Raw genomic sequence first — 25063 nt, forward strand, 5'->3', positions numbered from 1 at the left:
TCTACATTCTTAGCAGGATTTATGGGGCTGGAGCCTCTGGTTTCTTGGTTTTACGGGCAAATCTGCGCCCTAATTCATCAAGCGCAGCGTCTAAACCTTGGGTGTTACCGCTGACTTTGGCGTAGTTATAAACAGTTAGTGCAGCGACATAAGCTTCACTACCAGCAGCTAAACAAGTATCATCAATTAATGCTTGTAGCTGGGAGAGTGATAGCACTATGGGATATAAAGCCTCAAAAAGTTCCACATCCCGACGCATTTCGTCAACATCGAAATATCTAGGTAAAATATCTGGGTTTTGTGTGGCTACTTCCAAGGCTTTAACCACAAACGCCCGACTCTTATCACCTAGCTTGGGTAAAGCAATGCGCTCGTCTTTTGACAGGTCGATTAAAAACGGTAACTTTTCCTTGATGGTAGCTACAGCCTTTAATACCGCTTCTCGGTCTGCGGGGGAAAGAGTAGCATTAATGCGATTTTCAGCCATGTTGGTAAATCCTGGTAAGTCATTAATACTCAGTGTTCCCAAAGCAGGAATAGCGATCGCCTCTCAACCCACCCCAATATTTGATCCCCCCACCTACGGCGACCCCCTTCCCAAGGGGGTTAAAGAAATTAAGCCCCCCCTGTTGAAAATTAAGCCCCCCTTTTTAAGGGGGGTTGGGGGGATCTTCGAGAGATATTGATCACTAACCAGCAATCACCGCAATACAATCAATCTCCACCAGCACATTTTTCGGCAACCGCGACACCTGAACACAAGCACGCGCAGGGGCGGTATCTTCCGAGAAATATTTACCATAAACCGCATTCACAGCGGCGAAATCATTCATATCAGCTAAAAATACAGTAGTTTTCACTACATCTTCAAAGGTTGCACCGGCTTCCTTCAGGATGGCTTCAAGATTAGCCATTACTTGCTCAGTTTGCTTAATCACATCATCAGTGTAGAGAACATCGCCCAACCGGGGATCGATGGCAATTTGCCCAGCCACAAATAACATTTGACCAGAAGCCAGAATGGCTTGATTATATGGCCCCACTGGTGCAGGTGCTTTATCAGTACGTATTACTTTATTAGTCATAGATATCACTTTGTCTAACAGTGCTGCTTGCTGATTGAATTCCCAAGAGGTAGAAGTCAGTTTATAAACTTCTCCATCAGGCATTATCGCACCAGTCAGGTCAGCATTTTCAAAGGTTGCACCATAGATATTTGCACCAGTTAAATTTGCCTTTCTCAAATTGGCGTCATTTAGATTTGCTCCCATGAGATTTGCAAATCGTAGTTTAGCTCTTTCTAAATTTGCCCCTTGAAGAAATGATTTTGCCAGGTCTGTAACTTGTAAATTTGCTTCTGTAAAATCTAAATTAGCTAAATTCATCCCTGACAAATCAACTTGAGATAGATTTGCTCTATGAAATTTAGTTCCTTGAATTTTGGCGTTTTGCAGCTTGGCTTCAGTTAAGTTTGCCAGAGTAAAATTAGATCCGATTAAGTAAGTTTCATCCAAATTTGCCTTGGTTAAGTTAGCTTTACATAGATTCACATCAGCCAATGAAGCTACAGTTAGGTCTGCACTACTAAGATTTGCTACACTCAAATTAGCCTTATCTAGGTTTGCCGATACTAATGTTGCATTGCTTAAATTTACCCCTATCAGAGTTGCCTGTTCTAAGTTTGCATAATTAAAGTTAGCGCTACTCAGATTTGACCAACTTAAATCAGCACCATTGAGGTCTGCCCAATAAAATATTGCTGAAGAACCACTTACTGAATTTAATTTTGTATCTGTTAGAGATGCTTTAGTTAGATTTGCACTATTCAGATTTGCTTTGGTTAGGTTTGCCCCACTTAAATCGGCTCCAGTCAAATTTGAATTATATAAGTCTATTTCACTTAGGTCAGCACCTTGGAGATTTACTTCACTTAGATTTACGGAATGAAACTTCCGTCCCCCTGCGGCGTATTTCTCCAAAAGTTCCTCAGCGTCCATAATGCACCATTAAATACCCTTAACGCAGTATAAACCCAGATTTCGCGCCACAGGTATTCTTCTGTTAATTAACCCTTCCTTCTCTTCCCCTCTTCCTTCGCGCTCTTTGCGTCCTTCGCGGTTCGTTTCTCTACCCCAACCTCGGACGAATCCCATAATGCCGATATCGCCAATAATCGCGCAAAATGCGATCGTGGTCAAAACACAAATTACCAGGAACACACCAAGACTCAAAAATCCCCACACCCTTAGCATCATCCCCCGCTAAAGGCTCACCCGTAGCTGTAGCCAAAAACACAATGCTAATTGTATGCTGCCTGCGATCGCGATTTGGGTCAGAATACACCAACAACTGTTCAACCAACTCCACCTGCAAACCCGTTTCTTCCGCAGCTTCTCGCCGTGCAGCCACCTCTACCGCTTCGCCATAATCCACAAAACCACCGGGAATTGCCCAACCCAACGGTTCATTGTGTCGCTCAATTAACACTATTGGTCGATGTGGTCTGTCAACTAATTCGATGATGATATCAACCGTCGGCGCAGGATTTCTGTAAGTCATAGTTATTAGTCATTAGTCATTGGTCATTGGTGAGGAATTTTTCACCCCGTCACCCCCTCTACCCATCACCCCTTTACCCTCTCACCCTTTGGACAAGTTTCAAAGCTGCCCTTACCATGATAAATTCGATGGGATCGCTTCTTGTTAGAGTTCAGGTTATTTATGCCCTTTCCCCGATCCAGTGGCATTCTGCTACATCCAAGCTCCTTTCCCAGTCGATTTGGCATTGGTGATTTAGGTTTAGAAGCTTATAGTTTTATTGATTTTCTTAAGGAAAGTTACCAGCAATATTGGCAAGTTTTACCCTTAGGCCCCACTGGGTACGGAAATTCGCCTTATATGTGCTACTCAGCAATGGCAGGAAATCCCCTGTTGATTAGCCCAGAAAAACTGCTAGATGAAGGTTTACTAGCTGAAGAAGACTTTGCTCATTTGCCTGGATTTTGGGCAGATAAAGTAGATTTTGAGCAAGTGGTACCAATTAAGATTAATCTGCTAAAAAAAGCTAGCGAGAAGTTTAAAACTCAGGCGACACCTATTCAGCAGAAACAGTTTGAGGGTTTTTGTGATAGCAAAGCCTATTGGCTAGATAATTATGCCTTGTTTATGGCGCTTAAAGATGCCCACAACGGTGCTAGCTGGCATACATGGAAGCCAGAACTGGCCAAGCGCAAACCAGCGGCATTAGATTTGGCACAACAACAGCTATCAGACCAGATTTTTTATTACAAGTTCGTCCAGTATGAGTTTTTCCGCCAGTGGTCAGCACTTAAGAGCTATGCCAATATGCGCGGTATAGAAATTATTGGCGATATACCTATTTACGTAGCTCATGATAGCGCTGATGTTTGGGCCAATCCCGATATTTTTTGTCTAGATGAAGAGACGGGAGAAGCTGCCCAAATGGCGGGTGTGCCACCAGATTACTTTAGCGCCACCGGTCAATTGTGGGGCAACCCGGTTTATAACTGGGAGAAATTGCAAAAACAAGACTTTAAATGGTGGGTGCAACGCTTTGAAGCGATGCTGGATTATGTAGATATTATTCGCATTGACCACTTCCGGGGATTTGAGGCTTATTGGTCTGTACCCCAAGGGGAAGAAACGGCGATGAATGGCGAATGGATTGAAGCACCTGGGGATGCTTTTTTTGAAGTTATTAAACAGAAATTGGGCAAACTACCGATTTTGGCGGAAGATTTAGGGGTGATTACCCCTGAGGTAGAAGCGCTGCGAGATAAGTTTGAATTTCCGGGGATGAAAGTTTTGCAGTTTGCTTTTGGTTCTGATCCCGGTAATCCATTTTTACCCTTCAACTACTCGCGCAATGCTGTAGTTTATACTGGCACTCACGATAATGACACCACCGTGGGCTGGTACAACACAGCGAGTGATTGGGAAAAGCGAAATTTATGGCTTTATTTGGGTTGTATCAGTCCTCAAGGCATCAACTGGGATTTAATTCGACTAGCGTTGAGTTCTATAGCCAATCAGGCAATTATTCCTTTACAAGATGTGTTGGGATTAGGGAACGAAGCGCGAATGAATTTTCCCGGTACCGCTGTGGGGAACTGGGGCTGGCGCTATCAAGCGGCAGTTTTGACCGAGGAATTAGGCGATCGCTTAAAAGTTCTCACCACCCTCTGTGGACGCGCCCCTAGACAGTCCTGAGTAACTTTCCTGAGTAACGAGTCCTGAGTTCTAAGTCTCAAAAGGAATTCCTTCTTAGCACTCAGTACTCCATACTCCATACTCCATACTCAGCATGGGCTACGCCCCGCACTGACTACAGCACTCTTCAAGACTTGGGTTTGGCAGCAATCCTGACTTCTTCAACTTTCCCAGGCTCTCCCATTTCCTTTGCTTCCTGCTGATTGACGCTCATCAGCACACCACCAGCATTATCCGTTTTCACAGTGAGTTGCTGAGTGGCTTGCCAAGTGCGGCGAGATCCTTCTGGCAGAATCCCCTCAAACTCGGTTTTGCCGTCGGCGATTACACGAATCCAAGATGACGATTTCAAAGTCACACCAATCTGTACTGACTGACTTTGTTTCTTGCTACTAACAGGTTGAAGTTCTGGTGAATTATTTGGTTGGTTTATTTCTGGTGGTAAAAGCGATTCTTTTTGTGGACTTGGAGGAATTTGGCTATTATTCGCTTGTAATGCGGCATTATTCAATAAGTTAGACAAGCCATTTACAGAAAATAGAATCAGGAAGATGTAAAGCAGGTAAAGATGAATCGGACGTAATTGTGCAATGGTGGGTGTATTGTTCCAAGTCGGTTGGGGCATCACACGTTGAGAACCGATAGGAAAAGTACTGGCAAATTCTGCTCCATTAAAATCCAAGGCATCAGCAAATTGTCTGATCAAACCTTGAATATAAATGGGTTCTGGCAAATCTTCTAAATTACCTTCTTCAATCGCCTGCAACAACCGCCGAGGAATTCTGGTCAATGCAACCATTTCCTCTAAAGATAAACCCTTTTCCTGACGAGATGCCCAAAGTTGCGATCCCAGTTCTGCCAACTTGGAAGATCGTTGTTGTTCTATAGAAGGTGTCGTCTGTTGATCATCCTTCCTTCTTAGCCATTTCATGCTGTTTCTACACTCCTTAACTTAGCTGAATCTTTCATAGGTATTAGGCGTTAATTGCTTTTGTAAAAAGCTAATCTCATCTTTTGTCAGGGAACGATAGTCACCCTCCTGTAAAAAGGGTGCTTTTGGCGTTTGTAATTGAATTGAACCGAGAGCAGTCCGATGCAGCTTGATTACTGGATATCCTAACTGTTGAGCTACACGGCGAATCTGGCGATTTCTTCCCTCCTGCAAAATAATTTCTAAACAGCTTTGCTCGGCATCACGTTCAATCAGGGACACGCCTGCAATGCGTGTTTTTCTCCCTTCTAATACCACACCCTGACGCCATTTCTCCAGTACTGCTTCTGGCGGATGTCCTTTAACCAAAACATGGTACGTCTTAGAGATGCTATGGCTGGGATGGGTGAGTCCAAAGGTGAGATCTCCGTCATTGGTCAGAATTAATGCTCCTGTAGAGTTGGCGTCTAAACGCCCAACAGGATGAATACCTGAACCCTGTTGTAATTCTTTCGGTAGTAGATCCAAAACTGTCGGTCTTCCCTGGGGATCGTAGCAGGTGGAAACCACTCCCGCTGGTTTATGCAGCAACAGATATATTAAAGCCGGACGGGGCTTTTCAGACACCGGTTTACCATCGACGGCGATCGTATCTCTTTGGGGATCAACTTTTTGACCTAAATTTGCCAATACTCCATTGATCCGCACCCGTGATTGCCTAATCATTTCTTCGGCTTCACGACGTGAGGCAATGCCCCATTGAGCAAGAATTTTTTGTAACCGTGCCTCCATGTAGAAATTGCTTATTTTTTGGTTAATAGATAAATCATAAGATTTGCATTTTGTAGTTAATGGGCATAAGTGTTACATTTAAGGCTTGTTTTAGTTCTGTCAGTTGTTGGGCAAATACCGATAAACAGAGTGGTTAAATGCTAGAGCCAGATTCCCAAGCAGCAAGTGGAAAGAAAATTCGGGTTATTACGCAAGTTCTGACAACTGCGCTCAAGCTATGGCTAAGAGCACAAGTAAGCCAAGTATCCCAGATTGAGGTGGAGATTAGAGCAAGCGATCGCCAAATTCTTTCTGGGCGTATCCCCTGGGTATCGATTTTTGCCAGTCACGCAGTATATCAAGGTCTCCATGTTACACAAATTCAACTAGAGGCAGAAAATATTCGGTTAAACGTTGGCTCAGTACTCAAGGGACAGCCTCTGCGACTGCTAGAAACAGTACCAGTAAGTGGTGAGATGATCGTTGCAGAAAAGGATCTCAATGATTCCCTCTCTTCTGAATTATTATCGACTGCTTTAAATGATGTACTGGTTAAACTTTTACCAGAACACTGCCCAAAATCCAAGCCAATTACTTGGCAAAAGATTATCCTTGACCATAAGCGAATCATACTGCATGGCATCCCAGCATCTGACAGCGAACTCACATTTTTAGAAATCTTTCTCGGCCTAGAGCTACTCAACTCTCAAGTATTGCAACTAGCGCAAATCCAGATCCAGCGCCAAAAGGAGGCGCTATTAGAAGATAATTATGGCTACAGTCTGGATCTTGGGTCTGATGTCAATATTCAAGAACTAACGCTGATCCCCGGCCAGCTCGTCTGTCGTGGGCGGATTAACGTTAACCCCTAATCATTAAAAATAGAAAATTAATAATCCTGACTCTTTATCTTAAATTATAGTTTTCACCACATCCGATGTGGTTCGAGAGCAAAAACTATTTTAGCCAATTCCGCCAATATACCCACGCTGCCAAAGCCAGCGAATATCACACTTAGTGCTTCTAACGTGGTTTTTTCCGGAATTCTTGTCTAATATTCCTGGTCTGGGCGGGGAATATCCGGAAATACTGCCAGAAAAAATAATTAAGTCAACGTCAAAGTCAAAAAATAGGGGTTGCAGGTTGTCAGGGTGTAGGGGAAACCCCATCAATTTAATCAGGACGCTATCAACAAAAGTGCCATCTGTCTCGGCTGATATCAACGATATTTTCTATTCATCAATTAATTGGTTCTAGATTCTGTACTGCAACCCTACGCCCTAAGACCCCTTCAATCTCATAGTTAATTATCTGCTAGCAACGGCAACAGGAGGGTGACGAAATAGTAAACCAAAGGAGCTGTGAAAATATAACTGTCAGTACGGTCTAAAATGCCACCGTGACCAGGAATTAACTGTCCTGAGTCTTTTACCCCTGCATCGCGTTTGAGCATAGACTCGGTGAGGTCACCTAAAAGACTAGCAATGCCAATCAGTAAGCCTAATGCTACACCAGTGAAAGGGTATCTGGGCAAGTGAAGATAATAAGCTCCTGCTAAGGCGACTGCAACGCTGGCTGTGATCCCAAAAACTGCGCCTTCGACAGTTTTTTTGGGGCTGATATCAGACAGACGGGTTTTGCCAAAGAATTTACCAATAATGTAAGCGCCAATATCAGCTGCCCAAATGCACAGAAAAGTTAGCACTGTGACTGTTAAACCTTGCGGTAGAGAGGCGAAATTTGCTGTGTTGAGAAAATCGTTCCAGGCTAGGGGCCAGTAACCACCTAATGGAAGATTGCTGATAGCTGCACTATCGAGATCCCGCAACCGCACCCAATAGCTTGGCAAGTAACCGACATAAAATAGCCCCATAATCGAAGCGGAAACATCGGCAATTGTGGCAAATTGGGGTTGAAACAGTAGGTAAAAACAAATAAGTGTGCCAGCTATCGGCATCACAGCATCAGCTAAATTACCATCAAGGGTACAAATGGTTAATAAGACTTGGCTGACAAACATGGTAGTTTTAGCGGCTGGAGCTATGCCTCTGGCTCGCACCAAATTAAAATATTCCTGTTGACCTAAAAAGACGACGATCGCGATCGCAATCGTAAAGTACCAGCCCCCCAGCAGGGTTGACAACAGTGCAAGCGCGATCGCAATAATTCCACTAATAATTCGAGACCAAGGCATAAGCAATTAAAAATTAAAAAGGCATTCATTAAAAATGAGGAAATGCAGTTACAGCCTAAATCCTGACTGCCAATACAATACCAATTGACCAAGTCACAGATCCCCAGAGAATTTTGACCCAAATCCCAAATCAAAAATTACTAATCTCAAATTAAGGGGAAGCAGAGGCAGAAAAAGCCCAAAAGCCTAGGAGAGAAGATTTCTCCTGATACTCTATCCCTATGCCCCATGCCCAAACCATAATTTTTAATTTTTAATTTTTAATTTTTAATTGTTTAGTCTAGTTTCTCACCACTGAGAATAAAAATGGGATCGGCGGCGACAAAGGTTTGAGAAATGCCTCGTGTCTCTAAGCGGTTGACCGCAGATTGGACAACTTCGATATTTCTGGCTCTTAACTGAGAAAAGCTCTGGGATATAGCATACAGACTTTCTAGATTAACAGCTGTGGCGACTACTCGACCTGATGGTGGCAAATAATGCCATACGGTTTGCAAAATATCCTGGATGGGTCTTCCTCCCTCAATACAGACGCGGTGAGGAGCAAGCTTGAGGTCATGCAAACACTCTGGGGCGCTGCCTTCAATTACTTCCACATTTTTGACATCAAAGCGATCGCAGTTGCGTTTGATCAAGTTAGCCACTTCTTCATCCCGTTCTACAGCTAGAATCCGGCCGCTGGGACACAACAATCCCACTTCTACCGGAATTGTCCCCGTACCCGCACCAATGTCCCACAACACTGAATCGGGTTTTAGCCGCAATTGGGAAATCAACAGCAATCGCACTTCTCGCCCGCTTAAGGGAATTCCTGGTAAATGCTCAAACAATTCATCGGGAATACCAGGAGTAATGTAAGGCCAAAGTTTGGAGGGCATAGAACCACACAATTATACTAGGGATATCGGCTTGACTCATTTGACAAGCCATAAGCTATAAAACTTTTTCCACGTAGCGCGATAATTAATCATCATGATTGGGGAAATATTAGGTAATCGCTACGAAGTTCGGCAGCAGTTGGGAAAAAAGGCAGGGCGGAGGACGCTATTAGCTGGCGATCTGAAAAATGGTGAATTAGTGGTGGTCAAGTTACTCTCTTTTGGCAGTGATTTTGAGTGGGATTCACTCAAACTATTTGAGCGAGAAGCCGAAACCTTAAAATCTTTGTCACACCCTGCTATTCCTCGCTATTTAGACTATTTTGAGGTAAATTCCCCAAGCATCAAAGGATTTGCCTTAGTACAAACTTATATTCCTGCCCAAACTTTAGCGCAATACTTACAAACTGGGCGGACTTTTACAGAAGCTGAAGTTAAAGCGATCGCCTTTGCACTATTAGAAATTCTGATTTACCTACATGGGCTACATCCGCCTGTGATTCACCGTGATCTTAAGCCTAGCAATATTTTATTAAGCGATCGCTCTGGCAATAGTATCGGTCAAGTTTATTTAGTAGATTTTGGCTCAGTACAAACCGTCTTGGCCACAGAAGGCGCAACTCGGACTGTGGTAGGTACTTATGGCTATATGCCACCAGAGCAATTTGGCGGACGCACGGTGGCGGCATCTGACCTTTATAGTTTAGGTGCAACTTTAATTTATTTGGTAACGGGTATCCATCCTGCGGATTTACCCCAAAAGGATTTTCGGATTCAGTTTGAGCAAGTTGCGGGTGTTAGTCCCAGCTTTACCCGCTGGTTGCAGTGGATGACTCAACCGAGTTTAGAAAGGCGGTTAAGTTCTGCCACTGTTGCAATTAAAGCAATCGAACAATCGCAGTTACCCAGCAGCACTGCTTTAACTGTAGGTAAACCGGCTGGTAGCAAAATTCAACTTACCAAAGAGGAAGATGCTCTCTTAATAGAGATTCCGCCGGTTGGGTTCCAAGCCTCGATGGTGTCTCTCGGTTTATTTGCGATCGCCTGGAATTCCTTTATTCTATTTTGGACTATTGGCGCTCTCTCGGCACCAATTCCAATCAACATCCCCTTTGCTTTGTTCTCCCTTCCCTTTTGGGGTGCTGGCGCCTCGATGCTGTACACCCTATTGTCTGGCTTATTTGGCAGGATACGACTACGTATAGATAGCCAGCAAATTGCCTTCACCTACGAGTTATTAAAATTTAAATTCCATCGTCCCCGGCCATCTCCCAGAGAAAGTATCAGCAAGCTAGTTTACATTCCCACACACTTTACTAAAGATTCTGAGGGAAACCAAACTCAAGTACCAGCACAATTGGATATTTGGGCAGGAGTACAAAAGTATCATCTTGATGTTTCTGCTAGCGGAATTAAATCTGAAGCGGAACTGGAATGGCTAGCTGAGGAATTGAAGTATTGGTTAGGTATGGAGATAACGAGAGAGAAAATCTAGCTAAACTTACATCTATCTCCAGATGAAACTATCCAAAAAACTCTAAAAAATCTTAGCTATGATTGGGGAAATATTCGCGAATCGCTACGAAATTCAGCAAAATTTGGGGAAAAAGGCAGGGCGGCGGACGCTACTAGCCCGTAACTTAGAAACTCAGCAACCAGCCATCATCAAGTTACTCAGCTTTGGCGGTGATTTTGAGTGGGATGACCTTAAACTGTTTGAACGAGAAGCCGAAACCTTAAAATCTTTATCACATCCCGCTATTCCTCGCTATTTAGACTATTTTGAGGTAAATTCCCCAAGCATCAAAGGATTTGCCTTAGTACAAACTTATATCCCCGCCCAGACTTTAGAGCAATACTTACAAACTGGGCGGACTTTTACCGAAGCTGAAGTCAAAAAAATAGCCAAAGCGCTTTTAGAAATTCTGATTTACCTACATGGGCTACATCCGCCTGTAATCCACCGTGATATTAAGCCTAGCAATATTTTATTAGGCGATCGCTCTGGCAATAGTATCGGTCAAGTTTATTTAGTAGATTTTGGCTCAGTGCAAACTGTTCTAGCCACAGAAGGCGCAACTCGGACTGTGGTAGGTACTTATGGCTATATGCCACAGGAGCAATTTGGCGGACGCACGGTAGCAGCATCTGACCTTTATAGTTTAGGTGCAACGTTGATTTATTTGGTGACGGGTACTCAGCCAGCAGATTTACCCCAAAAAGATTTTCGGATTCAGTTTGAGCAAGTTGCTAATATCAGCCCTAGCTTTAGCCATTGGTTAAAGTGGATGACAGAACCGAGTTTAGAAAAGCGTTTGAGTTCGGCAAATGAAGCACTTCAAGCTTTAAATAAGCCAAAGGTTCAAAGTACAGATACTTTAACCGTAATAAAACCCGTTGATAGTAAAATTAAACTGACAAAAAATAGAGATTCTCTAGAAATTATTATTCCGCCGATTGGCTTTGGTCTGTCCACAATGCCCACAGGTATAGCTATTATATGCATTAACGTATTTTTTCTAGGTTCTTCAGTTATATCGTTCCAGACACCTTTGGCTGGCAGTCTATTTTTATTTTACTATTTTCTTTTAGTTTCTGGTATCAGCTTATTTTTACTGTATAACTTTCTGTTCGGTTTGTTTGGACATATCCGGCTGTCTCTGAATCAACAGAAAATTTCCTTAACCCGCGAAATATTTGGACTTAAATTCAATTTTCCTCAACCAGCACAACGCCAGGACATTTGTATGCTCCAACGGATCAGAAAATATGTGCAAAAAGATTTTGGGAGTAGTTCATATCAGGTCAAAGCGCAGATTATTATTTGGGCTGGAAAACGGATAAAATATCAAATAGGAGGTAACGATGAGTTAATTACTGAACCAGAACTCGACTGGCTTGCTCATGAATTGAGCGACTGGTTAGGTATACCGATTAGAAAGGAATAACCATTATCAGCAACTTAATGTTCCATCAGTTTCCAGCAGTTGGATCATAGAAAATTCTGTGAAATCGGTATAGTTCTATAGTTAATTACAGAAGCTTTAGAGGAAAATTATATGTTTGGACTAGGATTACCAGAAATAAGTATAATTGCTATTGTTGCTTTGCTGATTTTTGGCCCAAAAAAAATTCCCGAATTGGGAAGCGCATTGGGTAAAAGCCTCAGAGGTTTTAAAGAAGGACTGAAAAATGCCAATGACGAAACCAATCCAGAAGAATAACCAAAATAATCAATAGTAGAGACGGCTGAATTGCGTCTCCACTATGTGACTATAAAAGCGTATTGACAACAGAAGAAGGTGTAGTCCCATTTTGAGAATCAACGATCGCTGTTGTCGAGTTTTGCGGCTGGATCTCCTCATTGACTACACCACGCAGCTTAATTAACTTAATTGCGCGGTTGACGCTTTCTGGCAAAATTACTACCAAACTGTTATCAGGAGCCATATCCAAGGCTTTGTTAATAGCTTGGGTTTCGTCCAAAATTGATTCAAAGCGGCAATCAGGCTTGACTTGGGTGATGCCTTGAGAAATCAAAGTAGCGGCTGAACCCCGTGGGCGTCCCCTGGTGTCATCATCTTCTTTAACGATGATGTAGTCAAAAATATCTGCTGATAGTTTGCCCAAAGTGATAAAATCTTCGTCGCGGCGATCGCCAGGGCCTCCAAGTACGCCAATCCGCTGTCCTGTAGTCCAGTTGCGGACGAAAGCACCTAAAGCTTCGTAACTAGCGGGGTTGTGAGCGTAGTCAACTAAAGCGTGGTATTTTCCCAAATTAAATAGATTCATCCGCCCCGGCGTTTGACTAACTGAAGCGCGGAAAGTCCTTAAGCCAGCACGAATTTGCTCTATGGTGACGTTTTGCACGAAGGCCGCCAAACTTGCTGCTAAAGCGTTGGCGATCATAAATGGCGCACGTCCGCCCATTGTTAAGGGGATATTTTCTGCTCTTTCTATCCGGTGTGTCCAATCACCTTTAACAATTGACAGATAGCCATTTTCATAAACTGCGGCCACACCTCCCTTTTGGATATGTTTTCGCACTAATTCTGAATCTGGGTTCATGGTGAAGTAGGCAATATTCGCTTTAGTCTTCTCTGACATAGCTGCTACACGGCGATCATCGGCATTGAGTACCGCATAACCATCAGGGAATACAGCTTCTGCTACGACACTCTTCAGGTTAGCTAACTGATCGATGGTATCTATATCACCGATTCCTAGATGATCAGCAGCTACGTTCAACACCACACCCACATTAGCAGCTTCAAAGCCCAGTCCAGAGCGGAGAATGCCACCACGTGCCGACTCTAGTACCGCTACTTCCACCGTCGGATCTTGCAGGATAACATGGGCACTTTGGGGGCCAGTGTTATCTCCGGCTTCAACTAAATAATCACCGATGTAAGTCCCATCGGTTGTTGTATAGCCAACTACTTTACCTGTTTGTTTGTAAATATGTGCTAACAGGCGGGTAGTGGTGGTTTTACCATTTGTGCCCGTGACGCTGAGGATGGGAATTTGGCTGGATTGTTCGTTGGGAAACAGCATATCCATCACTGCGCCGGCGACGTTGCGAGGGATGCCAATGCTGGGGGCAACGTGCATCCGGAAGCCGGGGGCAGCGTTAACTTCGACAATCACGCCATCCACATCCCGTAGGGGGCGGCTAATATCTGTAGTGACGATATCCAATCCGGCAATATCCAAACCGATAATCTTCACTACCCGTTGTGCTAGCCAAACGTTTTCGGGGTGGATTTCGTCGGTGCGGTCTACAGCACTACCACCTGTACTCAAGTTGGCCGTTGCTCGCAGAAAACAAATTGTTCCCTTGGGCGGCACACTGTTGAGGGTGTAGCCTTGTCTTTCTAATAACTGGTAGCTGCTGCGGTCTAGTTCAATTTTGGTGAGGACGTTATCATGTCCTTCACCGCGATTGGGGTCAAGGTTTGTTTCCTCTATCAGTTCAGCGATGGAGGATCTGCCATTGCCAATCACATGAGCTGGCACACGTTCGGCTACTGCCACTACCTTGCCATCTACCACCAGTACCCTATGGTCGCGCCCGACGTAATACCGCTCGACAATGATAGATCGGGAAACTTGTCTGGCGGCTTCATAGCCTGCCTCAGCTTCTTCCCAAGTTCTGATATCGATAGTGATACCGCGTCCATGATTGCCATCCACTGGCTTGATGACGATGGGATAACCGCCAACGTGTTCAATGGCTTCTTCCAAATCGTCCAAGAAGTTGATCACTGTACCTCTGGGTACTGGCACGCCAGTGGCAGCTAGGATGCGTTTGGTGGCTTCTTTGTCGCAAGCTAGTTCTACCCCCAGAATACCGGTGTTATCGGTCATTGTGGCCTGCATCCGCTTTTGATTGACGCCGTAGCCCAGCTGAATCAAAAAGCGTGCAGGAAGGGACATCCAAGGAATGCCTCTTTTTTCTGCTTCTTTGACAATCGCTTCTGTAGACGGACCTAAGGAAGCATCACGCCAGAAATCTTTGAGATCTTGGATGTCTTGCTCTAGTTCTGCCTTGGGATAACGACCTCGATCAACAATACTTTGGCACAGCCGGACTGCTGCACGTCCAGCGTAGCGTCCCGCTTCCTCATTCAGGTACTCGATCACTACCTGGTAAATCCCAGGTGTGGCGGTTTCGCGGGTGCGACCAAAACCTACGTGCATACCTGCTAATTCCTGGAGTTCTAAGGCTACGTGTTCCACGATATGGCCCATCATGGTGCCTTCTTTCACCCGCATCAAAAAACCACCACGACAGCCAGGGGAGCAATAGTGACCCTCCAGACTTGGCAGCGCCTCAACTAATCCTTCATAAAAGCCAGGGATTTCATTCGAGGGCGTCTCGGCAAGGTTTTCTAGATCGAGGCGCATGACGATCAGCTTGTGGCGTCGAATGCTCCAGTAGTTTGGGCCGCGTAAGGTCTGGATCTTGAGGATTCTCATGGGAATAGGTAGATGGAGATTCGGAACCAAAATTCTAGTTTCTTACTGGAATTGACCGCTAAACTGTTCATTACAAACAGTTTTTTCTATTTACATGGTATTCTGCTGATTTTTCTACAGCAAGAAATAAATGCACGGTCAAATCAGTGTAACCTCAGATACTCTATCCCCTCAGCTGGAGAGCCGATGCACGGCGGGTAAAACAGTGCGCTGGTAAAGATGGAATCGATCTCCGTAGCTGAGGATGTGCAGACGTAAATTATGCACTGTAAGGGGTTCGTTGGCACTGACATGGGGTTCATTTGTATGGGTAATTTCTGTGGGATCAACGATTGTCACGCTGCCTTTCCCCATGACTTGCAACCAACCATCGCGTTCAAACACAGCACAAGTATCTTCATCAATGCCAATGCCTAGGCGGTCAGGATGAGCGGCGATCGCACTGACTAGGCGTCCCATGCGATTCCGGTTGTGAAAGTGTTGGTCTACAATCACTTCGGGAATAAATCCCAAGCCCGTTGCCATATCTACTAAGGAACGATTTGGTGATTCACCACTACCACCACCAGCAATCATATGATGCCCCATCACTGCTGCCCCCGCACTAGTGCCAGCTAAAGTCAGTTGTCCCGCCCTCACTCGCTGCCGGATAATTTCCATTGCTGGTGTGTCTGACAGGACTCCACAAAGACGCAGTTGGTCTCCTCCTGTCAAAAATACCCCGGTACAGGCTTCTAGGGATGCTTTGATCTGGGGGTTTTCACACTGTTCTCGTTCGCGAATGTCTAAAATCTCAACCTTGTTAGCACCCATTTCTTCAAAAATGCGAATGTACCTACCACCGATGATGGCAGGTTCGCGGGAGGCTGATGGAATTATTGTAATATACGCCTTACTAGCACCAGCACGACCAAAAAAAGTTCTCAGGATTTCGCGTCCATGAACTTTGTCTTCTGCGCCTCCGATCACCAGAACGGCGGTTTTAGTAGCTTGGGGTGTCCTCATTTCCAGCGATTTAGCTTCTAATTGCGGCATTGTGTTTTTCCTGTCAACAACTTCAGGTGAATTTAACAAGGTTTAGTAGCCTGTTTATTTTCGCCCTTTGCTTCTTTGAGAGGACACTGCTTGACGCGCACGACGCCTCAGTTTTCATGTGTCCGTTGCCGTTCCTCAAAGCCAGCGCCCTGTTTTTCACCTATCCACTTTTTATAGCCTGTCAAAATAGTGCTTAGGGGGGTAGGGGAGGACATTTGTGTGTGCGGGGGGAAACTGCCCATGTGGCTTCCGTTGTCGATGCCCTCCGGGTGGCTTCCCTAACGATGATTGTGTCCGTTTCCCCTCTGGGCTTGGGGTTAGGGTTTCCCTCTGGGCTTGGGGGCGAGCAGGTCTTGACACGCTTTTTTCTGAGGCTGGCTCGATGCATCCTGGAAGTTGTTAACTTTGGTCAGATTATTAAATTAAATGTAGTTGTGACAATATTTAAACATAAATTAAGTAATTAGAAAAACTTTTGCTCCCACCAAAAAACTAAGACTTCTGGTACCTTTAGATACTATTGATGAAATTCATCTGTAGTTTTACCTGACCTTGGCTTCTTGTGTTTGCTAGATATTTAAATCTAAGATTAGTGTCCTCGAATACGAATTACTGTGCGCTTTGATATAGTTACGCTTTTTCCTGACTGTTTTACCTCGGTTCTTAGTTCTGGTCTACTTGCTAAAGCCTTAGCTAAACAGATTGCCCAAGTGCATCTGGTGAATCCCAGAGACTTTACTACCGATAAGCACCGGAAGGTAGATGATGAACCCTACGGCGGTGGCGTGGGGATGCTGATGAAGCCTGAACCGATTTTTGCTGCTGTGGAGTCGTTGCCGATTTTACCTCGAAGAGAGATCATTTTGATGAGTCCCCAAGGTCAAACCATAAATCAACCCCTGTTGCGAGAATTGGCAACCAACTATGACCAGTTAGTTGTCATTTGCGGGCATTACGAAGGGGTGGATGAGAGGGTTTTGCATTTAGTTACCCGTGAGGTGTCTTTGGGTGATTTTATTTTAACTGGTGGAGAAATTCCGGCAATGGCGCTGATTAATGGTGTGGTGCGCCTCCTACCAGGAACTGTAGGCAAAGTAGAGTCCCTGAAAGCAGAAAGTTTTGAGGAGGGTTTGTTGGACTTTCCCCAGTACACTCGTCCAGCCAATTTTCGCGGGTGGAAAGTGCCTGAAGTTTTGCTGAGTGGAAATCATGCGGAAATTTCCCGGTGGCGCTACGAACAACAAATCAAAAGAACAGGCTCGCGCCGTCCCGATTTACTGGAGCAATGGGAGATAGACAAGCAGGGGGAAAAGCAGAAGCCAGAGGAACAGGGGGAGCAGGGGCAGTAGAGGAGATAATAAAGCACAAATGACAAATAACTGACAACGAAATGAATATTCGGATTGGTAACGGCTACGATATCCATCGACTGGTGAGCGATCGCCATTTAATTTTAGGCGGAATCCACATTCCCCACGAATTAGGTTTATTGGGGCATAGTGACGCTGATGTGCTCACCCACGCCATTATGGACGCCATGCTGGGGGCTTTATCCTTGGGGGATATAGGCCATTATTTTCCCCCCAGTGATCCCCAATGGGCTGGAGCAGATAGTTTGGTGCTATTAACTCAAGTACACCAGCTAATTCGCGCTCAAGGTTGGCAAATTGGCAATATTGATTCGGTAGTAGTTGCCGAACGTCCCAAATTAAAACCCCATATTTCCCAAATGCGCGATAAGTTAGCGACGGTTTTGGGAGTAGAACCAAATCAAATTGGCATTAAAGCTACCACCAACGAAAAACTCGGCCCCACCGGAAGAGAAGAAGGTATATGTGCTTATGCTGTCGTTTTGTTGGTAGCTGCTGATTAACTCACAAATTAGAAAATGGCTAGCATAGAGATAAACGAGAAACCCTCAACTACTTGGGAGTAATAGAACAATGGAAGCTATAAAATCTCTAATTTCTAATTATCAAGCTGATGCTGATATTGTCGGTGATGATGGGCAAACTTACTTATTCGTTCAATTCAAGGCTAAGAAACTCGAACATGGATTAAGACTAAATGCTATTTCAGAATTAGAGAATTCCTTCCTAAGAATTAATTTTCGTTTTGCCATGCTAGTAGACCTAGAAAAAATAGAGATTTTCAAAGTAAGTGATGACAGTAATATCAGAGCTGAAATCTTACTAAAAAGGGCTGATATATTAAGCCATATTGAAGCAAAAATCTCACTAGAAAGTGATGACATATTAAGCCATTACGATCCAGAATTCAGCAAAAAGCGAATATTCGATTTTCACCTTCAAACACTTGTAAAATCTTGGTTAAGAGACTTAGCATATCACTGGAAATCAGAAACGCCTCCAGCATCCAGAGAGTTGACAGAAATAGGCTTGTTGCAACTATTAGAAGGTGGGCAGGTGGTCGTAATTACTCAGGCTAATCTAGATGCTGATACTTTACGTTGAAACTAATTTCTTGATGTCCATTGCGAAGGGACAGGATTTAGAGGCACAAAAATTACTGCTTAATCCTCTTACATCGCTCCGCATAGCCATACCAGATATTTGTTATGTTGAAGCTATTAATACCTACAAAATAGTTCAGAAAAACCGCTTGCAATTTCAAGCAGACATGGACAAGCAAATTAATGAGTCAATGCGAGATCAAACTTCTGTTCATGCTAAAACATTTCTGGGACACTTACAACAGGCAGCTATTGAAAATACATCATTACTTAATGATATTCAAAATCGCCTGTATGAAACTATTAATTTGCTGCTTACAAATGCAGAATTAATAAATTTGGATAGGACTGTAATTCAGGAGATTTCCAATCAAAGTCTCATAGAAATAGAAACAGCGCTCATTAAAAATGACATAATCGATAACTTGATTTTACAGTGTATTCTTGCCCATGCAAATTTGCATCCCGCTGAAAAAAAAGTATTCCTGAGCGGTAATAATAATGATTTTGGGAAACCTGAAGTTCAAGAAGCTTTACGTAAGGCTGGCATAAATAAGTATTTTGCCAGCACCAAAAATTTTATAGGATGGCTAAATTCTCAGCAAATTTAAATTTATTATTCACTTATTAAAGTTTATGAAATTCCCTAGTAAATTCCTCACAACGAAGCGTTTTTGGATTATCATAATTCTGGCTTCATTAACAGCAAGTATCATTGCAGCTTGCAACCCCACGAACTTTAAAAGTGCTGCTGCTCAAGTACCGCAATTAGTAATGAGCATTCTGAGTGATCCCAAAACCTTTAACTACGCTCTCAGTTCGGAATCTCCAAATATTTTTGGATTTACCTATGAGGGCTTAATCACCGAAAACTATGAGACTGGTAAAGTTGAGCCAGCTTTAGCAGAATCCTGGAAAATTTCTGATGATAAATTAAAGATTGTTTTTACTCTGCGCGAGAATTTGAAATGGTCTGATGGGGAACCACTGACAGTAGATGATGTGGTGTTTACCTACAACGATATTTACCTGAATACAGAAATTCCTACAGACACCAGAGATGTGATGAGGATTGGTGAAAGTCGTAAACTGCCAATTGTGAAAAAAGTCGATAATCGCCGGGTTGAGTTTACCGTCCCAGAACCATTTGCGCCATTTTTGCGTAGCACTACAGGAGCACCAATTTTACCTGCTCATGCATTGCGAAAATCGGTAAAAACAAAAGACCAAGATGGAAAACCGCAGTTTCTCACAAAGTGGAGTGTTGATACTCCACCGGATCAACTAATCGTTAATGGGCCTTATAAACTAGAGCGCTACGATACCAGTCAACGTGTAATTTTCCGGCGTAACCCCTATTACTGGCGCAAGGATGCTCAAGGCAATTCCCAGCCTTATATTGAACGAATTATTTGGCAAATTGTGGAATCAACAGATACCGCTCTGCTGCAATTTCGTTCTGCGGGATTAGATACCGTGGGGGTGTCACCAGATTATTTTTCTTTGCTAAAAAAGCAAGAAAAACAGGGTAATTTCAAAATCTATAATGGTGGTCCAGCCGCTGGTACATCATTTGTTTTATTTAATCTAAATAAAGGCAAAAGAGACGGTAAGCCTCTGGTCGATCCCATCAAGTCGCGTTGGTTTAATAATGTAGAATTTCGGCAGGCGGTAGCCTATGGCATTGACCGACTAACGATGATTAACAACACTTATCGTGGCTTAGGTAAACCGCAAGATTCACCCATTTCTGTGCAAAGTCCCTATTATCTATCGCCGCAGGAAGGATTAAAAACATATAATTATGATCCAGTAAAGGCAAAGCAACTGCTAAAAAAAGCTGGATTTAAGTACAACGATAAAGAACAGCTAGAAGATGCCGAAGGTAACCTTGTTCGCTTTACTTTGCTGACGAATTCTGGTAATAAGATTCGCGAGGCGATGGGAGCGCAAATTAAACAAGACCTGAGTAAAATCGGTATTCAAGTCGATTTCACTCCCTTGGCGTGGAATACTTATACAGACAAGCTGTCTAACTCCCTAGACTGGGAAGCTTCTTTGCTGGGTTTGACTGGCGGTCTAGAACCAAATGACGGGGCTAATGTTTGGTCTGCCGAAGGTGGATTACATATGTTTAATCAAAAGCCTCAAGCAGGACAAAAGGCAATTGAGGGGTGGGAAGTATCTCCTTGGGAAAGGAAAATTGGAGAACTTTATATTCAAGGGGCAAGGGAATTAGATGAGGCGAAGCGGAAAAAAATTTATGGCGAAACCCAACAGATTACTCAGGAAAACTTGCCGTTTATTTACTTAGTTAACGCTTATTCATTGTCTGCGGTGCGTAATCGCTTTGAAGGCATAAAATTTTCGGCTCTTGGTGGCGCATTCTGGAACATTCATGAAATCAAAATTACCAAGTAGAAAATAGGTGACAGGTGACAGGAAAAGTGAGGGAGATGCAGAATATATTATTTCCCTCATCGCCTTCATCACCTCTTACCCAATTACCAATTACCAATTACCAATTACCAATTACCAAAAATTGCTGTGACTCAACCCGAAGCTTTGCGATCGCTCTTAGAAGCGGTGAAAAATGGTAACGTTACCCCAGATATGGCGCTAGACACACTCAAAAACTTGGCTTATGAAAAAGTGGGTGAGTTTGCCAAAATTGACCACCAGCGCACCCTGAGAACGGGGTTTCCAGAGGTAATTTGGGGGCCAGGTAAGACACCAGATCAGATTGCTCAAATTATGCAGGTGATGCGCGATCGCAATCCCTTGGTGATGGCCACCCGGATCGAACCAGCAGTTTATGCTGTACTGCAACCGAAAGTCAGCGGTTTGCGATACTACGAGTTGGCGCGAATTTGTGCCATTGCTCCCCCGAATCTCGAACCAAAGTTTGGGGGTTTAATCACCATTCTTTCGGCTGGTACCGCTGATTTACCCGTTGCCGAAGAAGCAGCGGTAACGGCCGAACTTTCTGGTTTCAGCGTCCAGCGCCTTTGGGATGTTGGTGTGGCAGGGATTCACCGCTTGCTGAGTAACCGTCACCTGATCGAGTCGGCATCAGTATTAATTGTTGTGGCGGGGATGGAAGGCGCTTTACCCAGCGTCGTTGCCGGTTTGGCCGATTGTCCAGTGATTGCCGTTCCGACTAGTATCGGTTATGGCGCAAGTTTTGGCGGTTTAGCACCGCTGTTAACAATGCTCAACTCTTGTGCTGCTGGTGTAGGTGTAGTAAATATCGATAATGGCTTTGGTGCAGCAGTTTTAGCAGGGCAAGTTTTGCGGACAGCCGAGAAATTGCGCTTGGCCTCGGCTACGTCGTAAGGTAATGACAGTGAAGGACTCGCCATAAGAGTTCTTCATCTCTGAGTAAAGAAAGTAGTAATTACACTCAGCACAATAAGGTCTCTAACCCATAAACCTTTAATTACCAAGCATGAACTACTTTAGTCATTCGATATCTCAGTTACTTTGGCAACTGCCAGTGAATGCGACTGTGCTAGCTCAAAACATCAGCGATCCTGATCTTATGGGTCAAATCCAGAAAGCTTGGGCACACTTTGTACAGACAGGTCAAATTTGGGCACTGTTTATAGGTTTGGTTATTGGCTATATTCTTCGGAATTTAACTAGTTACAGTTAAAGTGAATTTAGATTTTAGATTTTGGATTGATGATTAATCTTCAGTCCAAAATCTAAAATTGATTTTCCTTTCTTTCTTCAGATTGTATGACCGAAAAACAAACTTGGAGCCAGCGGTTTGAATCAGCGCTGCATCCGGCGATTGCCCGTTTCAATGCAAGTATAGGTTTTGACATTGAATTAATAGAATATGACCTGACTGGTTCCCAAGCTCATGCCAAAATGCTGGCGCACACGGGTATTATTTCCCCAGAAGAAGGAGAGCAACTAGTTGCAGGTTTAGAACAAATTCGCCAGGAATACCGCCAAGGCAAATTTCACCCTGGTATCGATGCCGAAGACGTACATTTTGCCGCTGAACACCGACTGACAGAAATTGTCGGCGATGTGGGTAAAAAGCTGCACACGGCGCGATCGCGTAATGACCAAGTAGGCACCGACACTAGACTTTATCTCCGCGACCAAATCCAACAAATTCGCCAGCAATTGCGGGAATTTCAAAGGGTCTTACTGGATATAGCTGAAAAAAACGTTGAAACCCTGATTCCAGGTTATACCCACCTGCAACGCGCCCAGCCTGTGAGTTTAGCTCATCACCTCCTGGCCTACTATCAGATGGCGCAACGCGACTGGGAACGCTTGGCAGATGTTTCTCGCCGGGTGAATATCTCACCTTTGGGGTGCGGTGCTTTGGCGGGAACTACTTTCCCCATTGACCGCCATTACACAGCCAAACTCTTGGATTTTGACAGTATTTATGCTAACAGCTTGGATGGAGTGAGCGATCGCGATTTTGCCATCGAATTTTTATCTGCGGCCAGTCTGATTATGGTTCACCTCAGCCGCCTCTCAGAAGAAGTGATCCTGTGGTCAACCGAAGAATTTCGCTTTGTCATCCTCAAAGATAGCTGCGCCACCGGTTCCAGCATTATGCCCCAAAAGAAAAACCCCGACGTGCCAGAATTGGTGCGGGGGAAAACGGGACGTGTATTTGGTCATCTCCAAGCCATGTTAGTCATGATGAAAGGGCTACCCCTGGCATATAACAAAGACCTGCAAGAAGATAAAGAAGCTATCTTTGACAGCGTCAACACAGTCAAAGCCTGCCTGGAAGCCACAACAATTTTGCTGCAATTTGGTTTAGAATTTCGCACCCAACGCTTGGCAGCAGCCGTGACAGAAGACTTTTCTAATGCTACTGACGTAGCAGATTATCTAGCTGCGCGGGGCGTCCCCTTCCGGGAAGCTTACAACCTTGTGGGTAAAGTGGTGAAAACCAGTATCGCCGCAGGTAAACTGCTGAAAGATTTGCAATTGGAAGAATGGCAACAACTGCATCCAGCATTTGCCGCAGATATTTATGAAGCAATATCCCCTCGTCAAGTTGTTGCCGCCCGTAACAGTTACGGTGGCACCGGCTTTACACAAGTAAATCAAGCAATCCTTGCCGCCCGCGCTCAAATCGCTGCTAAATGAACAGCGCTGAGTCCTGAGTAATCATAAAATTCTGAGTCCTGAGTGAGAATACTACACCCAGGACTCAATAGATAAGGGCGTACAAAATTACACCCTAAATATTATAAAGACTCAAAGAGCTGAAATTTTATCAGGCAGCTTATTCAGCATCAACTGCTGCTGCGCCTTCATCTTCATCACTCTTAGGTGGTCTTTGTTGGAACCTTCTCTGCATTCTTCCTGTCGTAGTCCGTTTACGAAACTTTCTGGCATAAGCCTGGTTCCGTAGCGCCTTTTCTTTTTTCGGATTGCGGCGCTTAGCCATGTTCACCTCATGAATAAACAACAAAAAATTTGCACTTAGGCATCACCTAGGCAATATTCAGCTACCGATGTTACTGATATACTTTTAGCCTAGTGCAGTTAGCAAGATACTTTAAACAGTATACTAGCCTACCGTATTCCACTATCTTATGTCAAGATAATATTATGATCATTTCCTCATCAGCCAGGGGGCGTGAGCAGATAACCAACGAACCGATATTATATGCCAGTCAATTGTAATTGGGAAATAGTAGATATTGAAAATCAATCATCAAATCCCAGGAATTTATTTATGTAAACAATATGTTTAACGAATTTAGATTCTCAGATTAATTTCCTGAATATGTATTGCCAAGCCAGCATTAATTACTGGTTTCAGCCAAACCAAGGCTAGCTATCAACTGAAAAAATTTAGTAATTAATGAAAAGTTTATCTTGACCAAGACAATGCCTTTATTAAAATCAGATGTTAAGATTGGCTTATTCTACGTAAATCGTTAGGATAAAACCCAATCACAAAAGTCTTTGTATAAAACAAAACTCAACCAAAATTTGATAAGTTGAGTTTATGTAAGTGGTTGGGAAATATATAGTACAACATAGAAGTTTTGAAGATTGAACATTCATGCTTTCTTTCCGGCAGTGATCAAGTCCACACGTAGCTTATGGCGCATTGGACAAGCGATACTAGGTATCATTTTCCGTCATCCCATTACTGGCACTAGTATCATCCCGATTTTACCCGATGGTCGGATTGTTTTGATCCGGAGGAGCGACGATGGTCGCTGGGCATTGCCTGGCGGTATGGTGGACTGGGGAGAGGATGTTCCGAGTGCAGTTCGTCGGGAGTTGATGGAAGAAACTGGATTAGAGTTAGTGAAAATTCGGCGTTTGGTTGGAGTTTACTCTGCACCAGACCGTGATCCCCGAATTCATTCAATTTGTATTGTGGTTGAAGCCGATGTGCAGGGAGCAATGGAGATTCTAGATACTTTGGAAGTTACGGAAATCCAGGCTTTCTCTGCTAACTCCTTACCTAAACCACAGATGTCTCATGACCACAATCGGCAGTTACAAGACTACTTAAATGGCTTGACAACACTGGCATAATAATATTCTGAATTATAGATTTTGGATTG

General features: G+C 43.9%; 25 protein-coding genes. 14 read left to right on the top strand and 11 right to left on the bottom strand.

Annotated features, from left to right (window positions below; genetic code table 11):
• Positions 1 to 19 precede the first annotated feature (19 nt).
• The 3 genes from CYLST_RS24255 to CYLST_RS24270 all read right to left on the bottom strand — a co-directional run bounded on the left by CYLST_RS24255 (position 20) and on the right by CYLST_RS24270 (position 2559).
• Complete coding sequence (locus CYLST_RS24255) at positions 20 to 487, bottom strand: hypothetical protein (RefSeq protein WP_015210387.1); 468 nt, start codon at positions 485 to 487, stop codon at positions 20 to 22.
• A gap of 202 nt (positions 488 to 689) precedes the next feature.
• Positions 690 to 1997, bottom strand: coding sequence for a Rid family detoxifying hydrolase (locus CYLST_RS24265; protein ID WP_015210388.1), 1308 nt, complete (start codon positions 1995 to 1997; stop codon positions 690 to 692).
• Between the two features lie 130 nt (positions 1998 to 2127).
• Positions 2128 to 2559, bottom strand: coding sequence for an NUDIX domain-containing protein (locus CYLST_RS24270; RefSeq protein WP_015210390.1), 432 nt, complete (start codon positions 2557 to 2559; stop codon positions 2128 to 2130).
• A gap of 162 nt (positions 2560 to 2721) precedes the next feature.
• Here CYLST_RS24270 and malQ point away from each other — a divergent pair, with 162 nt between their 5' ends.
• Positions 2722 to 4230 carry a 4-alpha-glucanotransferase gene (malQ, locus tag CYLST_RS24275; RefSeq protein ID WP_015210391.1) on the top strand — a complete coding sequence of 503 codons (1509 nt, stop codon included), beginning with the start codon at positions 2722 to 2724 and terminating at the stop codon, positions 4228 to 4230.
• Between the two features lie 127 nt (positions 4231 to 4357).
• On the opposite strand, the gene CYLST_RS24280 is transcribed toward malQ, so the two are convergent.
• Complete coding sequence (locus CYLST_RS24280) at positions 4358 to 5161, bottom strand: helix-turn-helix domain-containing protein (RefSeq protein WP_015210392.1); 804 nt, start codon at positions 5159 to 5161, stop codon at positions 4358 to 4360.
• 21 nt (positions 5162 to 5182) lie between these two features.
• Positions 5183 to 5953 carry a pseudouridine synthase gene (locus CYLST_RS24285; RefSeq protein WP_015210393.1) on the bottom strand — a complete coding sequence of 257 codons (771 nt, stop codon included), beginning with the start codon at positions 5951 to 5953 and terminating at the stop codon, positions 5183 to 5185.
• Positions 5954 to 6090: 137 nt separating this feature from the next.
• Here CYLST_RS24285 and CYLST_RS24290 point away from each other — a divergent pair, with 137 nt between their 5' ends.
• Positions 6091 to 6804 carry an LmeA family phospholipid-binding protein gene (locus CYLST_RS24290; protein WP_015210394.1) on the top strand — a complete coding sequence of 238 codons (714 nt, stop codon included), beginning with the start codon at positions 6091 to 6093 and terminating at the stop codon, positions 6802 to 6804.
• A gap of 90 nt (positions 6805 to 6894) precedes the next feature.
• Here the strand turns inward: CYLST_RS24290 and CYLST_RS34820 are convergent, their stop codons facing one another.
• The 3 genes from CYLST_RS34820 to cbiT all read right to left on the bottom strand — a co-directional run bounded on the left by CYLST_RS34820 (position 6895) and on the right by cbiT (position 9004).
• Positions 6895 to 7155, bottom strand: coding sequence for a hypothetical protein (locus CYLST_RS34820; RefSeq protein ID WP_157162636.1), 261 nt, complete (start codon positions 7153 to 7155; stop codon positions 6895 to 6897).
• 80 nt (positions 7156 to 7235) lie between these two features.
• Positions 7236 to 8126: a phosphatidate cytidylyltransferase gene (locus CYLST_RS24295; RefSeq protein ID WP_015210395.1), complete on the bottom strand. Its 891-nt coding sequence runs from the start codon at positions 8124 to 8126 to the stop codon at positions 7236 to 7238.
• A 275-nt stretch (positions 8127 to 8401) separates the two neighbouring features.
• Positions 8402 to 9004, bottom strand: coding sequence for a precorrin-6Y C5,15-methyltransferase subunit CbiT (cbiT, locus tag CYLST_RS24300; RefSeq protein WP_015210396.1), 603 nt, complete (start codon positions 9002 to 9004; stop codon positions 8402 to 8404).
• 94 nt (positions 9005 to 9098) lie between these two features.
• Between cbiT and CYLST_RS24305 the strand changes: the two genes are divergently transcribed.
• The 3 genes from CYLST_RS24305 (at position 9099) to tatA (ending at position 12228) form a co-directional block, all read left to right on the top strand.
• Entirely contained in the window at positions 9099 to 10499 is a 1401-nt protein-coding gene (locus CYLST_RS24305) for a serine/threonine protein kinase (RefSeq protein ID WP_015210397.1), read from the top strand.
• A 58-nt stretch (positions 10500 to 10557) separates the two neighbouring features.
• Complete coding sequence (locus CYLST_RS24310; protein WP_015210398.1) at positions 10558 to 11952, top strand: serine/threonine protein kinase; 1395 nt, start codon at positions 10558 to 10560, stop codon at positions 11950 to 11952.
• A gap of 111 nt (positions 11953 to 12063) precedes the next feature.
• Positions 12064 to 12228, top strand: a complete 165-nt coding sequence (tatA, locus tag CYLST_RS24315; RefSeq protein WP_015210399.1) for a twin-arginine translocase TatA/TatE family subunit — start codon at positions 12064 to 12066, stop codon at positions 12226 to 12228.
• A 49-nt stretch (positions 12229 to 12277) separates the two neighbouring features.
• Here tatA and cphA read toward each other — a convergent pair whose 3' ends face one another.
• Positions 12278 to 14983, bottom strand: coding sequence for a cyanophycin synthetase (cphA, locus tag CYLST_RS24320; RefSeq protein ID WP_015210400.1), 2706 nt, complete (start codon positions 14981 to 14983; stop codon positions 12278 to 12280).
• Positions 14984 to 15154: 171 nt separating this feature from the next.
• Positions 15155 to 16018 (bottom strand): cyanophycinase, encoded by an 864-nt coding sequence (locus CYLST_RS24325; RefSeq protein WP_015210401.1) that lies wholly within the window; start codon positions 16016 to 16018, stop codon positions 15155 to 15157.
• A 614-nt stretch (positions 16019 to 16632) separates the two neighbouring features.
• Here CYLST_RS24325 and trmD point away from each other — a divergent pair.
• The 8 genes from trmD (at position 16633) to argH (ending at position 23621) form a co-directional block, all read left to right on the top strand.
• Positions 16633 to 17367: a tRNA (guanosine(37)-N1)-methyltransferase TrmD gene (gene trmD / locus CYLST_RS24335; RefSeq protein ID WP_015210403.1), complete on the top strand. Its 735-nt coding sequence runs from the start codon at positions 16633 to 16635 to the stop codon at positions 17365 to 17367.
• Between the two features lie 41 nt (positions 17368 to 17408).
• On the top strand, positions 17409 to 17891 hold the full coding sequence (ispF, locus tag CYLST_RS24340; RefSeq protein ID WP_015210404.1) for a 2-C-methyl-D-erythritol 2,4-cyclodiphosphate synthase: 483 nt from the start codon (positions 17409 to 17411) through the stop codon (positions 17889 to 17891).
• A gap of 70 nt (positions 17892 to 17961) precedes the next feature.
• Entirely contained in the window at positions 17962 to 18492 is a 531-nt protein-coding gene (locus CYLST_RS24345) for a hypothetical protein (RefSeq protein WP_015210405.1), read from the top strand.
• 13 nt (positions 18493 to 18505) lie between these two features.
• Positions 18506 to 19102 carry a PIN domain-containing protein gene (locus tag CYLST_RS24350; protein ID WP_245587428.1) on the top strand — a complete coding sequence of 199 codons (597 nt, stop codon included), beginning with the start codon at positions 18506 to 18508 and terminating at the stop codon, positions 19100 to 19102.
• A gap of 25 nt (positions 19103 to 19127) precedes the next feature.
• Positions 19128 to 20912: an ABC transporter substrate-binding protein gene (locus CYLST_RS24355; protein ID WP_015210407.1), complete on the top strand. Its 1785-nt coding sequence runs from the start codon at positions 19128 to 19130 to the stop codon at positions 20910 to 20912.
• 126 nt (positions 20913 to 21038) lie between these two features.
• On the top strand, positions 21039 to 21827 hold the full coding sequence (larB, locus tag CYLST_RS24360) for a nickel pincer cofactor biosynthesis protein LarB (RefSeq protein WP_015210408.1): 789 nt from the start codon (positions 21039 to 21041) through the stop codon (positions 21825 to 21827).
• Positions 21828 to 21939: 112 nt separating this feature from the next.
• Complete coding sequence (locus CYLST_RS24365) at positions 21940 to 22146, top strand: hypothetical protein (protein ID WP_015210409.1); 207 nt, start codon at positions 21940 to 21942, stop codon at positions 22144 to 22146.
• Between the two features lie 86 nt (positions 22147 to 22232).
• A complete protein-coding gene (gene argH / locus CYLST_RS24370) occupies positions 22233 to 23621 on the top strand; it encodes an argininosuccinate lyase (RefSeq protein ID WP_015210410.1) in 1389 nt (462 codons plus the stop codon).
• A 139-nt stretch (positions 23622 to 23760) separates the two neighbouring features.
• Here argH and CYLST_RS35305 read toward each other — a convergent pair whose 3' ends face one another.
• A complete protein-coding gene (locus CYLST_RS35305) occupies positions 23761 to 23925 on the bottom strand; it encodes a hypothetical protein (RefSeq protein ID WP_015210411.1) in 165 nt (54 codons plus the stop codon).
• Positions 23926 to 24539: 614 nt separating this feature from the next.
• Between CYLST_RS35305 and CYLST_RS24375 the strand changes: the two genes are divergently transcribed.
• Positions 24540 to 25034 carry an NUDIX hydrolase gene (locus CYLST_RS24375; protein ID WP_041233246.1) on the top strand — a complete coding sequence of 165 codons (495 nt, stop codon included), beginning with the start codon at positions 24540 to 24542 and terminating at the stop codon, positions 25032 to 25034.
• Positions 25035 to 25063 lie beyond the last annotated feature (29 nt).

This window comes from Cylindrospermum stagnale PCC 7417 (genome assembly GCF_000317535.1).
Classification (GTDB): domain Bacteria; phylum Cyanobacteriota; class Cyanobacteriia; order Cyanobacteriales; family Nostocaceae; genus Cylindrospermum; species Cylindrospermum stagnale.